Below are 13000 nucleotides of genomic sequence, written 5' to 3'. Positions count from 1 at the left end.
TGGAAGTGCAGCAATGCATGGAGCTGACCAGTACTAATCGGTCGAGGGCTTATCCAAACAAATACCCCGAGCATGACGGGGATGCGCAAGTTCGTTTCGTATCTAGTTTTCAGGTGATCAAGCCTGAATAGCAATCCGTTTGGTGGCGATGGCGGAGGGGTTCCACGCGTACCCATCCCGAACACGACCGTTAAGCCCTCCAGCGCCGATGGTACTTGGACCGCAGGGTCCTGGGAGAGTAGGACGCCGCCAAGCGAAGAACCACTGCCGATAACCGGTGGTGGTTTTTATTATTTAGAGGCAGTTGATAACTGTAAGCTGTTTGGAAGTTATCCATTTGGAACATGATGTGATGATGCGTATAAGGAGTCTCTGAAGGAGACCTAAGAAGAGATATAACCATTAATAAAAGAGCCGGGTTCCTCAAATAGGGAATCCGGCCCTTTGTACATTTTACGGCATGTAGTAAGAAATGTCCTGTTCGTTCAGTTTAACCATCCCACCCTTAGGCTGCCTCCACAACAGAAGAAACCCATAATAGCGGGGCAGCATGATCCAGACATGCCAGAATATCATATTTACAGCGAAGGACAAGGGGGACCAGGGGAACAGTATAGCAATCAGACATAATCCGATCCATGTGGTATGTAGTTGAACTTTCAAAAAAGTTCGATAGCTTACATGCTGATCTGGCACATAACCGATCCAGGGTAGCTTATAACTTATCTCCCAGCGTTTACGATGAGAGTGGATGACAATAATGAGCACAGCCCTTGAGATAGCCAGCTGGAACCATAGAATGACTGGAAAGGCTAGGACAAAGGAAAATACGCTGGTCCAGTGTATTGCAATGATCGTGGTGAGCACACAAAAAAGCGGAAGCAGCAGAAAAGTCACAACAAATGGGCGGGGAAAGATTACTTTTTTGAGCAGCTTATATTGATAAAAGGTCGCCTGACTGTTCGGTTCAACGGACATGGAGTAACGGATCCCTCCTCACAAAATTGATCATAAGAGATGCATATAAGTATGTAGGTCTTCTTAATATATCGGATGGTAAAAAAGAATATTTGAGGTTTGCCCCGTACAAACACCTGCGGAGAGCCTGCTGCATACATATATAGAAACCATTGAAAGGGCTATGAAATAGGTTTAGAATAATAGAAACTGTGCCATACTGATAGTAAAAAAGATAAGGTGGGATCTTTAATGGACGCTCAGAGTGTAGAAAAATGCATTATATGCGGCGAGCTTAAGCAGGAAGGCATAGTGATTGTCTCTGAGTTTATCTGCGACGCTTGTGAGTCGGAAATGGTTCACACCGACGTGAAGGACGATAAATATCATTTTTTCATTCATCAAATGAAGCAAATCTGGCTGCAAAACAATGCATAAATCCGGATAAGAGGACCCACTTTGACAAGAAGAGGGTCCTTTTTTGTTGTATCCTCTAACAGTACACAAGCTGCCCCTTCAAGGGTTAAGGCTTACAGAAGATTAAGTATGGGACTCCTAATTATTATACTGTACAATAGATAGAAATGGATTGGAAGGATTGTAGATCACATGTCTAACCATGATCATAATATACAGGCTCCGCTTGTGTTTGCGCTCGAAGAGTATGCGGACAAGCGGAACGCCTCTTTTCACGTGCCGGGCCATAAGGATGGACGGGTCCTTTGCAATCGGCCTGAAGGGGACCGGTTTTACAGGCAGATTGCCCAGATTGACGGCACGGAAATTACCGGACTGGATGATCTTCATCATCCAGAGGGAGTAATTGCCGAGGCACAGGAACGCGCAGCCCGCCTGTTTGGAGCCGAGGCTTCGTATTTCCTGGTTGGCGGAAGCACAGCCGGCAATCTGGGGCTTATTCTCACGGTATGCAGTGCACCGGGAGACGTGCTCCTCGTGCAGCGCAACGTACATAAATCCGTCATTCACGGACTAATGCTGGCTGGCGCAAACGCAGTGTTCCTAGCGCCGGAGGCCGATCCGGCCAGCGGCCTAAGCATCATCCCGTCCGCAGATACGGTGCGTGAAGCCCTGCGCCGTTATCCGGACGCAAAAGGGCTGTTAGTGACGCACCCGAACTATTACGGGATGGGCGGGGATCTGGCCGCGCTTGCCGAGTTGTGCCACGGCAGCGGGATTCCGCTGCTGGTGGACGAGGCGCACGGCGCCCATTTCGGGCTGCACCCTGAACTTCCCGGAAGCGCTCTGGCTGCCGGAGCAGACGGGGTCGTGCAATCCACCCATAAGATGCTCTCCGCGCTGACCATGGGGGCAATGCTGCATGTGCAGGGCAGTCTAATTGATCGCGAGCTGCTGCGCCAGCGGTTGGCTATGGTGCAGAGTTCCAGCCCATCTTATCCAATTATGGCTTCGCTCGATTTGAGCCGAAGCTATCTTGAAGAAGCGGGCCCTGCAGCGTTTGCGGAAGGGCTCAGAGCAGCAGGTAAATTGAGGGAGCATATACGTAAGCTGAACAGGATTAAGCTGATCGAACTGCCAGCAGACGAGAAGCATGCTGAATGTAAAATATTAGGAAAGCAGCATAATGGGGGGAGTATATCAGAAGGAAAGCATGCTGTAAGCAGGTTGTTAGGAGAGCAGTATGCTGGATGTAGAATATCAGACGAGAAGAAGGCTAAGAACACTCAGTCAGCAGAACAGCAGGCTAGAAAGATTACAGAAGCAGAGCAATACACCGGAAAGATCCTAGAAATAGGGCAGCCCACTGGAAAGACTACAGAAGCAGAGCAGTACGCTGGTAAGATTCTAGAAACAGGGCAGCCCACTGGAAAGACTACGGAAGCGGAGCAACCCACTGGAAAGATTACAGAAGTAGAGCAACCCGCTGGAGATAATATAGAAGTAGAGGAGTATCCAGGAGCCGGCATCGAGGGCGAGGGGGTGGCTTCTCAAGCAGCTTCTCAGATGGCTTACCCGAGGGCTTACCAAGTGCAGGATCCTTTTAAAGTCATAATATCGGATAACTATCACGTTTACAGTGGGTATGAGCTTCAGGAAAGGCTGGAACAGGCAGGATGTATTCCAGAGATGAGTGACCCCACTTATGTGGTGCTTGCTTTAAGCCTGGGGACTACAGAGGAAGATGTAGACCGGCTTGTAAGCGTGCTTGAGACTCTGGATCAAGAAGTAGTAAATCCTGATTTGTCATCCAAAGGTTCTGTAATGCCGTCAGGAGAGCAAAATCATCTAGAGAAGAATAAAGCTCGCCTGATTAGCCAGGATAATTTTGAACAAGAGCAATTTTACGATCCAAATGTACCAAGTGTGGCATCATCTCACTCTTATGAGTCAAGAATGACAAATACAGACCTAGCCGCAAATAGGATCAGAGGACAAGCGAGTACGGAGCAGGAAACAGAACGTAGACTTTCCACGTGGAACATTCCAGCGACCGATCGGATCAGCGAGGCCATTGCTTTTAACATGAAACCCATCAACCGTGAGGATACTGAGGCAGTACCCGTGGAATACACAGGAGGCCGTATTGCGGCAGAAATGGTTATTCCCTATCCGCCAGGCATACCGATCTTGTATCCGGGAGAGCTCATTACAAAACAAACTGTAGAGCTTCTTCAGATTTTGCATAAATCCCAGGCGAAATGCCAGGGTACCGAAGACCCTAGCATGAGGAGCATCCGGGTATATAAATAAAATGTATATAAGTTGAACTTAAGAACTACTAATAGGCAAGTTGTGTAATGAATAATTCAGGAGAAGCGAAGCGTTCACCTTTAGTACCGGAACTCCATCTTATAAATTTAAATCAGGAAATCTGGGACCAACAGCAACCTTAAGGAACATTTCATACGCTGCCTTATATGTAAATCACAAGTTCAAGTTATGTAGTAGAAAGTTGGTAACTATCAATGAACGCAAACTGGGGTAAATTTATTACATTTGAAGGGGGAGAAGGCTCTGGCAAGACGACCGTTCTTGAGGAAATTTCTCAATCCCTAGCTGGCTCTGGTATACCCTATATGGTCACGCGTGAACCTGGAGGCATCGAAATTGCCGAGAAGATCAGGCATATCATTCTGGACCCCAAAAATACAGCGATGGATAGCCGGACAGAGGCTCTGCTCTACGCCGCTGCGCGAAGACAGCATCTAGCCGAGAAGGTTCTTCCTGCATTAGCACAGGGCATCCATGTGCTGTGTGACCGTTTTGTTGACAGCAGTCTTGCTTATCAGGGACATGCACGGGGACTGGGCATTGAGCATATTTTATCGGTAAATTCATTCGCTACAGAAGGCAGGCAGCCCGACCTAACCTTCTATCTCGATATTGAGCCAGAGAAGGGTCTGGCCAGAATTGCCGCCAATCAGGGACGGGAGGTTAACCGGCTCGATCTGGAGGGGATCGCCTTCCATCATAAAGTGAGAGAGGGGTATCACTTAATCCGGGAGATGTTCCCTGAGCGAATTGTAACCATTAATGCGGACAGGAACAAGGAAGAGGTTATCCAAGAGATCAAAGAGCATTTAAGCGTGATTTTAAAGGGTTTCCGCGGGTAATTGTAGAGTGTTATAATATTTTATAAGAAAAGAAATTTTCTTGAGAAACCATCGTAGGCGGACTGGCAAGGCCAGCAACCTATACCACGAATCTAAGGGGGACTGTAGAATGAAGCTGATTGTTGCGATTATCCAAGACAAGGACAGCAACCGTCTGTCAGGGGCACTGGTGAAATCAAATTTCCGGGCAACCAAGCTGGCAAGTACGGGCGGTTTTCTTCGTGCCGGAAACACGACGTTTATGATCGGGGTAGACGACAATCAGGTCGAGACAGTGCTGGGAGTAATTCGGAGCAGCTGTAAGGTTCGTGAGCAGCTCGTGACACCGGTTACGCCGATGAGTGGAACGACAGATTCTTATCTGCCTTTGCCAGTTGAGGTTCAGGTTGGTGGAGCTACCGTCTTTGTACTGCCAGTTGACCGCTTCGAGCATTTCTGATGCAAATAACGAAAAGCCGCTGGTATTAATATTAAGGAATGGCAGTGATATAGATTGAAAATAGAACCGGGTTACAGACCGCTTACGAGTGGAAGAGGACTGTCAGACGGTGCCAATAAACCCGTTGCTTCCAAGAGCTTCTCGGATGCGATGCAGCAGCAGGGGGAGCAGGCATCCCAGCAGGAGCTGAACCGCAGATTTAAGGAGATTCAGCTCCAGGGTGACCGACTAGCACATTCCATGACGGTGCGCGAGCTTAAGGCCTATCGGCTCTTGGTCAAGCGTTTTCTGGAGGACACGGTACGCCGCGGTGTCCGGATGAAGGAAGTTAAGGGATGGGATCGGCGTGGAAGAGGCAAGAAGTACAATCTGATTGATGAGATTGACTCAGCGCTGCTGAGTATGGCTGACGAGCTGTTGGAAAGTGAACAAGGGAAGATTGATCTGCTGCAGAAGATCGGAGAAATTCGGGGGATGCTGATCAATCTGACCTTTTAGGAGCCGAATTGGGTAGGACATGCCGTCCTATCCTTGGCTTATTCACGGGCTAAAGGCCAATGCAGAGGAAGAGAGGAATTATGTCTTTCAAAGAAATTGTCGGGCAGGAAGCGGCCAAGAAGCTGCTGCAAAATGCGCTTAGGCAAAATAAGATTTCACATGCTTATCTGTTCAGTGGTCCTGCAGGGAGTGGTCAGAAAGAGATGGCCTTGTCGTTTGTGCAGGCCCTTTTCTGCACTGAGGGTGGCGAAGACGCCTGCGGAGAGTGCCTGGAATGCCGAAAGTTGCTTCATGGCAATCATCCAGACCTCCATCTGATTGAGCCTGACGGAAACTCTATAAAAATCGACCAAATCCGCGACCTGCAGCGGATTTTCTCTTATCGTTCGGAGAGCGGCAATGTGAAGGCCTATATCATTCAGGATGCTGAAAAGATGACGGTGCAGGCATCGAACAGCCTGCTTAAATTTCTTGAGGAGCCGCCTTCGCCGGCTGTGGCTATCCTGTTGTCGGATAATGGGCGGGCATTGCTTCCCACCATTCAGTCCAGGGCCCAGCTTGTCCCTTTTACGGCGCTTAGTCCCGGAATGATGATGCAGATTTTGACCGGTGAGGATTATCCGGGAGCATTGGTCCGGGCAGCTGTACATTTAGCGGCGGGATTAGGCGCTTGCAGGGAGCTTTTGCAGCAGAATTGGTTTGCAGAAATCAGAAATGTAGTGGTACAATTGGGGAAGGAATCGACGGGCAGAGCGGGCTCAGCTCTCATTACAGCTCAGCAGGGCGTAATGAAGGCGGGGCTTGGTGACCACCTGGATATCCTATTCGACCTGTTTCATTTGTGGTTTAAAGATATGATTCATGCCATGTATCATAAGCACGATAGTATCGTTTTCATAGATGAGTGGGAGTTTATCTCCAATTATGCCAGAACACGCAGCGCCGAAGAATGGGTCTCCTGTATGGCGCTGGCCGCAGACAGCAAGAAGAAGCTGCGGTACAATATGAATGGCCAGCTATGTCTGGAGCAGTTCCTCATCGCTTTGTCGGACAGGAACTCAGCCGGTGCTTAAGTGGCGGCTAGTATGGAATGAACATGGTTAGTTCGGTCCATAGAGTAGGACAAACTTTCTCCCACATATATGGATGGAACAGATTCATGGTTCCTCCGTATAGGTTTAGAATTTGGTGGTATGGATGAAATCAAGCCGGAGATGGTTTAAGATTCACCCATATCCGGGCGGGTAATTCTGCCGGATTAGCACAAGCTATACGAGGGGGTTAGTTTTTGTACACTGTAGTGGGTGTCCGTTTCAAAAAAGCGGGCAAAATATATTACTTCGATCCACTGGAGCTCGCCGTTGAGAAGGAGAACTGCGTCATTGTCGAAACGGCACGGGGGATCGAGTATGGTAAGGTTGTCGTCGGAAAGAAGACGGTGGATGAGTCGGACGTGGTTCTGCCGCTGAAGAAGGTTATCCGCGTCGCAGACGGAGCTGATGCCAAAGTTGTTGAGGAGAATAAGCTTGCGGCGAAGAATGCATTCGCCACTTGTTTAAATAAAATCAAAGACCACGACTTGAAAATGAAACTGGTTGATGTGGAATTTACTTTTGACCGTAATAAAATTATATTTTATTTCACGGCGGAAGGAAGAGTCGATTTCCGGGAATTGGTGAAGGATCTGGCGAGTATTTTCCGGACAAGGATTGAACTGCGTCAGATTGGGGTAAGAGATGAAGCTAAGATGCTTGGGGGAATTGGCCCATGCGGACGAGTGCTCTGCTGTTCATCCTGGCTTGGGGATTTCGAGCCGGTGTCGATCAAGATGGCCAAGGATCAAAGCTTGTCCTTGAATCCAACGAAGATTTCGGGTCTATGCGGCAGATTGATGTGCTGCCTGAAATTTGAGCATGATAATTATGAAAGCACCAAAGAGGAGCTGCCTTCTGTAGGCAAGCTGGTCATCACATCCCTCGGTGAGGGGAAAGTGGTTGGCATTAATGCCGGCTCACGGACCGTGCATGTACAGCTCTTTGAAATCAGCAAGGTTAAAGAACTTCCATTGGATGACGTTGTTGTCAAGTAAACCATAGAGATGATTCTTGGGGTGGGGACTTGGAAAAAAAAGATATTTATACAAACCTGCTTGATTTGGAATCAAAAATGGAAAGCCTCCACAGCGAACTTGGAATCCTCAAGCTCGAAGTGAAGAAGCTGCTCGAGGAGAACCAGCGTTATTCGCTGGAGAATGAGCAGCTGCGCAAAGTGCTGAAGCGGGAAGCTGAGGCAGGTGGGCAGCCGCCTGTACAGACGGAGAGTCATCCGGAGCTGCACGAGCATGGCGAGCATATCGACATCGATATTGTCGGTGAAGGTTACGACAATCTGGCCCGTCTATATCACGAAGGCTTTCATATTTGTAATGTGTATTATGGACATCTGCGTACAGAAGGCGATTGCCTTTTCTGCTTGTCGTTTCTTAATAAATAACAACCGTAGGAGCTACTCCTACGGTTTTTTTCAAATTTGAATAGATTGGACGTATTAATCTTATGTATACAGTACCGGTGTATGATCAAGAGAGGGTGGATGACTTGCTCACTCATGATCTTCATATTATTCAAAGTGATGAGGTATTCAGCTTCTCGATGGACGCTGTCCTGTTGGCCCGATTTGCGGCAGTTCCCAAACATGGCCGAATTTTGGACTTATGTACAGGCAATGGAGTTGTTCCCCTGCTTCTTTCGACAAGGACGGAGGCCCAGATTGAAGGTATTGAAATTCAAGAGCGGTTGGCGGATATGGCGGACCGAAGTGTAAGGATGAACGGACTGGAGAGCCAGATTAAAATCAGACATGGGGATCTGCGGGGCCTGCCGAATCAGGAGGGGCCTGGAGCCTATCATGCGATTACGGTGAATCCTCCTTATATGCCGCTTCAGAAGGGGGATATTAAACTCAATATTCACCAGGCTATAGCCCGGCATGAAATTCACTGCAGCCTGGAGGAATTGATGCAGGCCTCCATGCGGCTGCTTCGCAATGGGGGGAAGTTCTCTATGGTACATAAGCCGCAGCGTCTCGGTGAGATTATCACTTTAATGAAGAAATACCGTCTTGAGCCTAAGCTGGTGCGGTTTGTACACCCGCGTCAGCACCTGGAGGCCAATATGGTTCTGATTGAGGGAATACGGGACGGAAAGCCGGATATGCGGATTCTCCCACCACTGGTGGTGTATCAGGAGAACGGAGAATACTGTCCGGAGATTATGAACATCTATTACGGATCAAATGAGGGAACAAAATGAGCATACAAGTACAGAAAAGTTTTGAGTCGGAGAAAGGGAAAGGAAAAGATTCGCTAACAGGCAAGCTGTTTCTGGTGGCGACGCCCATTGGCAACTTGGAGGACATAACCTACCGCGCGGTTCGTACACTGCAGGAGGCTGATATCATTGCAGCCGAGGATACAAGACAGACCCGTAAGCTGTTATCCCACTTTGAGATATCACCCAAACGCCTGCTCAGCTATCATGAGCATAACAAAGCCGCAAGCGGACCAGAATTGATCAGACTTATAATAGAAGGAAATGATTTGGCACTTGTTAGTGATGCGGGTCTTCCAGCGATTTCAGACCCTGGGCAGGACCTGGTGAAGCTGGCAGTGACTGAAGGTATTCCGGTGATTCCAATCCCTGGGGCCAATGCCGCTTTATCAGCTCTCATTGTCTCGGGACTTCCTACGGACCGGTTCCAATTTGCCGGGTTTTTGCCGCGGGACAAGAAGATCAGGGAACAATTGCTCTTAAGCCTGCGGGATTTTGAAGGAACCGTGCTGCTGTACGAGTCTCCCCATCGGATTATCAAGACACTGCAGCATATTTTAGATACTTGCGGAGATAGAAACATCGCCATGGCCAGGGAACTGACCAAGCGGTATGAGGAAGTGACCCGGGGGCTTATTAGTGAGTGTCTGAGCTGGCTGGGAGAGCATCCCCCTCTGGGAGAATACTGTATCGCCGTGGAAGGGGCTAAGCCCGGGGAAGTTCAGGAGAGAGGCGGATTATGGTGGCAGCCCCTGACCATTGATGAACACGTGAATCATTACGAGCAGGAAGAAGGCCTGAGCCGGAAAGAGGCTATGAAAAAAACAGCAGCTGATCGCGGAGTAGCCAAGAGGGATATCTACAACGCCTTATTATAAAGAAACAAAAATAAGCCTTCATCATGAAGGCTTAGCTGCGTACAACAAAAAAACGACCTCCTTCAGGCCGGGTTCAAGCCTGGAGAAGGTGCCAAGGAGATATGAAAAAGGTTAGAATTAACAGTTTAAGTAAATCTATTATATCCTATTTTCTTTAGTTTGTCACAGGTGCAGGAATTTCAGAAAGACACTCATGACACACAATTTTGCCTTTGAAGTAAGTGACATTCTCAGCGTTGCCGCAGAAAATGCAGGCAGGTTCGTACTTCTTGAGCATGATGCGTTCCCCGTCCACATAGATTTCGAGCGCATCTTTCTCGCCAATACCTAGAGTGCGGCGCAATTCAATGGGAATAACCACCCGTCCTAGCTCGTCTACTTTTCTTACAATACCTGTTGATTTCATCATAACCGATGATTGCCCCTCTCGCTATAATTTAAAAATGTCATAATTCGACACGGTTCTCTGTTTTATGATATTTATAATACCAACGATTGCCAAAACAGTCAACATGTTTAAAGGCATAATGCTATATTTTTCTTTGAGTATTATACCGGAACCCAAACAGGGCTTTGGACAGCACCGTTAAGGAATACTGACGCAGCGTTCGACATTTTGGAAATCGGCTTGTTTATATATACGACATTATTCGACAAAAGTTGTCGACAAATTTCATTTTTTTTAAAATTTTTTATAAAAAAGTTTGGAGAAGGAGTTGGGGATGATGAATTTTTTACTTTCTGAGGAAAAGGTATTTAAAGATCCGGTACATAATTATGTTCATGTTCAAGATGATCTAATCTGGTCACTAATTAATACCCCGGAATTTCAACGGCTTAGAAGAATCCGGCAGTTAGGCACTTCCTATCTTACTTTTCACGGGGCCGAGCATAGCAGGTTCTCCCACTCCTTAGGGGTATATGAAATTACACGCCGAATCATTTCGCAGTTCGAGCGTTCCTCCTATTCGGATTGGCCGCAAGAGGAGCGGCTGGTCGCTTTGTGTGCAGCCCTTCTGCATGATCTTGGACACGGACCGTTCTCCCATTCGATCGAGGAAGCCTTCCATATGAATCATGAAGATTGGACATGCCGGATCATACTCGGGAATACCCACGTTAATAACATATTGAAACGGGAAGGCGAGGATTTTCCGGAGAAGGTTGCGGCAGTTATAAGGAAGGACTATGATAAGGCCATTGTGGTCAATCTGGTATCAAGTCCGCTGGATGCCGACCGGATGGATTATTTGCTGAGGGATGCCTATTTCACCGGGGTCAATTATGGAACCATCGATATTGACCGGATTCTGCGGATGCTCCGCCCCTTTCAGGGTAGAGTGGTTGTTAAGGAGTCCGGCATGCATGCTGTGGAAGATTACTTGATGTCCAGATATCAAATGTACTGGCAGGTATACTTCCACCCGGTAACCCGAAGTTCCGAGATTATTCTGCGGCAGATCTTCCGCAGGGCGAAGGAGCTTCACCAGGAGGGCTTCCGCTTCTCCTTCCTGCCTGACCCGCTTCCGGGTCTGTTCAACCGGGATTTGACCGTTGAAGAATACCTGCTGCTTGATGAGGCTTTAGTACAGACTTCTTTTGTTCAATGGCGACGTGAACACGATCCGCTGCTGGCAGATTTGTGCACACGATTTATCGACAGAAAACTGTATAAATATGTAGAACTTGAAATGTTAGATATGGAAATTATTGATGAAATCCGGCGCTCTTTCCGCGATTTAGGACTTGATCCTAATTACGATCTGGAAATTGATTTCCCTACGGATCTGCCTTATGATGTCTTCCGGCCGGAGGATAACTCCAAGAAGAAACAAATTCTGCTTCTGGACCGGCAGGACCGGCTGCGGGAAATTTCAGAGGTGTCCGACATTGTCCGCTCTATCAGCGGAATACACCGCGGGAAATATCACATGTATTATCCGGAAGAAAAGCTGCGTGGACTCGCCCGCAAGCTGCCGGAGGAAATAGCTGCACTACTTAATTTGCTCTAATGTGAAGGAGGAAATATCCGTGTTATTCGACACACATACCCATTTGGATGCACCGCAATTTGACGAGGATCGGGAGGAAGTGATTGCCCGTGCTGTAGAGCAGGGGGTCAGCCGGATGATTAATGTCGGATTTAACCGGGAGACCATTCCATCCACTATGAAGCTTGCCGAAACCTACGATTTCATCTACGCTGCTGTCGGTTGGCATCCCCAAGACGCGATTACGATGCAGGACGGGGATTTGGAGTGGATTGCCGAATTATGTGCGCACAAGAAGGTTGTGGCCATCGGTGAGATAGGCCTTGACTACTACTGGGACACCTCACCCAAGGAAATTCAGCATCAGGTATTCCGCAAGCAGATTGGACTTGCCCGAAGCTTGAAAATGCCGATTGTTATTCATAACCGGGATGCTCATGAAGACGTGGTCCGGATTCTGCGGGAAGAGAAGGCTGAGGAGGTTGGCGGGGTAATGCATTCGTTCTCAGGCAGCTGGGAGACGGCCAAGATGTGTCTGGATTTGGGATTCCACATTTCTTTTGGGGGGCCCATTACGTTTAAGAACGCTAAGCAGCCCAAAGAAGTATTAAAACAGGTTCCCATGGACCGGCTGTTGATTGAAACGGACTCCCCGTATCTGACTCCGCACCCGTATCGGGGGAAGAGAAATGAGTCTGCACACGTTCGTCTTGTTGCCGAAATGGCAGCAGAGCTAAAGGGTGTATCTGTAGAGGAAATCGCGGAAATTACCACCCGAAATGCACTGGAACGATTTGGAATAAGGTGAAATCGGGAGTAAAACCGATGAAATAAAGAGTATTTGGGAAAGATTAATAGTTTTTAATCTAAAAAAGGATGATTATTACAAAAAATTAACCAATTTTTTAAAAAAACTAGTTGATTCCTGCTTTACAACATGCATATAAACAGGATAGAATCTTTTCAGTAATTGATTTGGTCTGGCAGCACCACGAATTTGCTAGCTATGTGAATTGGATGTAAACCTAACCGGGTATAAAGCCACGAATTACTGGCTCCATTCACACATCAATTACAATTCCAAGAACCAGTCTCGCTGAATCTTCGGGCAACCGGAGAACGGGGGAACCAATACGGATTGTTGACTGAACGTTCCGTATTTGATTTCTTTAACGGGTCTTTGGGGTGAATTCAAGGTCATTGCGCCATGAGCGGATGAACTGAGATAGGGCAGCTCTCTACGCCCGAACCCGACAGCTAACCTCGTAAGCGTATGAAGAGAGAGGCAACTCGTGCATCCTACATTCCTTTAGTC

The 13000-nt window shown here is 47.8% G+C and carries 14 protein-coding genes, 1 rRNA gene, 1 pseudogene and 1 riboswitch; of the genes and pseudogenes, 14 read left to right on the top strand and 2 right to left on the bottom strand.

Annotated features, from left to right (window positions below):
• Positions 1-138 precede the first annotated feature (138 nt).
• A 5S ribosomal RNA gene (rrf, locus tag KJS63_RS25750) occupies positions 139-255 on the top strand.
• Between the two features lie 198 nt (positions 256-453).
• On the opposite strand, the gene KJS63_RS25745 is transcribed toward rrf, so the two are convergent.
• A complete protein-coding gene (locus tag KJS63_RS25745) occupies positions 454-978 on the bottom strand; it encodes a hypothetical protein (RefSeq protein WP_213621621.1) in 525 nt (174 codons plus the stop codon).
• Between the two features lie 231 nt (positions 979-1209).
• Here KJS63_RS25745 and KJS63_RS25740 point away from each other — a divergent pair, with 231 nt between their 5' ends.
• From KJS63_RS25740 to rsmI, 11 genes and pseudogenes are all read left to right on the top strand, one after another.
• Entirely contained in the window at positions 1210-1395 is a 186-nt protein-coding gene (locus KJS63_RS25740) for a sigma factor G inhibitor Gin (RefSeq protein ID WP_213621620.1), read from the top strand.
• A 171-nt stretch (positions 1396-1566) separates the two neighbouring features.
• Positions 1567-2532: pseudogene (locus tag KJS63_RS26370) on the top strand (aminotransferase class I/II-fold pyridoxal phosphate-dependent enzyme); the annotation flags it as partial.
• Between the two features lie 408 nt (positions 2533-2940).
• Positions 2941-3687: an Orn/Lys/Arg family decarboxylase gene (locus KJS63_RS26535; RefSeq protein ID WP_306432932.1), complete on the top strand. Its 747-nt coding sequence runs from the start codon at positions 2941-2943 to the stop codon at positions 3685-3687.
• A gap of 215 nt (positions 3688-3902) precedes the next feature.
• Positions 3903-4550 (top strand): dTMP kinase, encoded by a 648-nt coding sequence (gene tmk / locus KJS63_RS25730; RefSeq protein WP_213621618.1) that lies wholly within the window; start codon positions 3903-3905, stop codon positions 4548-4550.
• 109 nt (positions 4551-4659) lie between these two features.
• Positions 4660-4989: a cyclic-di-AMP receptor gene (locus KJS63_RS25725; protein ID WP_068621674.1), complete on the top strand. Its 330-nt coding sequence runs from the start codon at positions 4660-4662 to the stop codon at positions 4987-4989.
• Positions 4990-5043: 54 nt separating this feature from the next.
• Positions 5044-5487, top strand: coding sequence for a YaaR family protein (locus KJS63_RS25720; RefSeq protein WP_068621676.1), 444 nt, complete (start codon positions 5044-5046; stop codon positions 5485-5487).
• Positions 5488-5567: 80 nt separating this feature from the next.
• Positions 5568-6560 carry a DNA polymerase III subunit delta' gene (gene holB, locus KJS63_RS25715; RefSeq protein WP_213621617.1) on the top strand — a complete coding sequence of 331 codons (993 nt, stop codon included), beginning with the start codon at positions 5568-5570 and terminating at the stop codon, positions 6558-6560.
• Positions 6561-6775: 215 nt separating this feature from the next.
• The gene (locus KJS63_RS25710; RefSeq protein WP_068621679.1) at positions 6776-7576 is read left to right on the top strand and encodes a PSP1 domain-containing protein; all 801 of its coding nucleotides are present in this window, start codon (positions 6776-6778) and stop codon (positions 7574-7576) included.
• Between the two features lie 77 nt (positions 7577-7653).
• On the top strand, positions 7654-7980 hold the full coding sequence (locus tag KJS63_RS25705) for an initiation-control protein YabA (protein WP_374706316.1): 327 nt from the start codon (positions 7654-7656) through the stop codon (positions 7978-7980).
• A gap of 62 nt (positions 7981-8042) precedes the next feature.
• Positions 8043-8798 (top strand): tRNA1(Val) (adenine(37)-N6)-methyltransferase, encoded by a 756-nt coding sequence (locus KJS63_RS25700; protein WP_213621616.1) that lies wholly within the window; start codon positions 8043-8045, stop codon positions 8796-8798.
• Entirely contained in the window at positions 8795-9694 is a 900-nt protein-coding gene (gene rsmI, locus KJS63_RS25695; RefSeq protein WP_213621615.1) for a 16S rRNA (cytidine(1402)-2'-O)-methyltransferase, read from the top strand. Before KJS63_RS25700 ends, rsmI begins: the two co-directional genes overlap by 4 nt.
• Positions 9695-9848: 154 nt before the next feature.
• Here rsmI and KJS63_RS25690 read toward each other — a convergent pair whose 3' ends face one another.
• Entirely contained in the window at positions 9849-10103 is a 255-nt protein-coding gene (locus tag KJS63_RS25690) for an AbrB/MazE/SpoVT family DNA-binding domain-containing protein (RefSeq protein ID WP_068621685.1), read from the bottom strand.
• Between the two features lie 316 nt (positions 10104-10419).
• Here KJS63_RS25690 and KJS63_RS25685 point away from each other — a divergent pair, with 316 nt between their 5' ends.
• Together KJS63_RS25685 and KJS63_RS25680 are read left to right on the top strand one after the other, a co-directional pair.
• On the top strand, positions 10420-11706 hold the full coding sequence (locus KJS63_RS25685) for an HD domain-containing protein (protein WP_068621686.1): 1287 nt from the start codon (positions 10420-10422) through the stop codon (positions 11704-11706).
• 19 nt (positions 11707-11725) lie between these two features.
• Positions 11726-12493 (top strand): TatD family hydrolase, encoded by a 768-nt coding sequence (locus KJS63_RS25680; protein ID WP_213621614.1) that lies wholly within the window; start codon positions 11726-11728, stop codon positions 12491-12493.
• 276 nt (positions 12494-12769) lie between these two features.
• Positions 12770-12973, top strand: a riboswitch (cyclic di-AMP (ydaO/yuaA leader).
• The last annotated feature ends 27 nt before the right edge of the window (positions 12974-13000 follow it).

This window comes from Paenibacillus sp. J22TS3, assembly GCF_018403205.1.
Lineage (GTDB): Bacteria > Bacillota > Bacilli > Paenibacillales > Paenibacillaceae > Fontibacillus > Fontibacillus tuaregi.
Note: the sequence above shows the minus strand (reverse complement) of the source record. Positions and strands in the feature narration are given on the sequence as shown.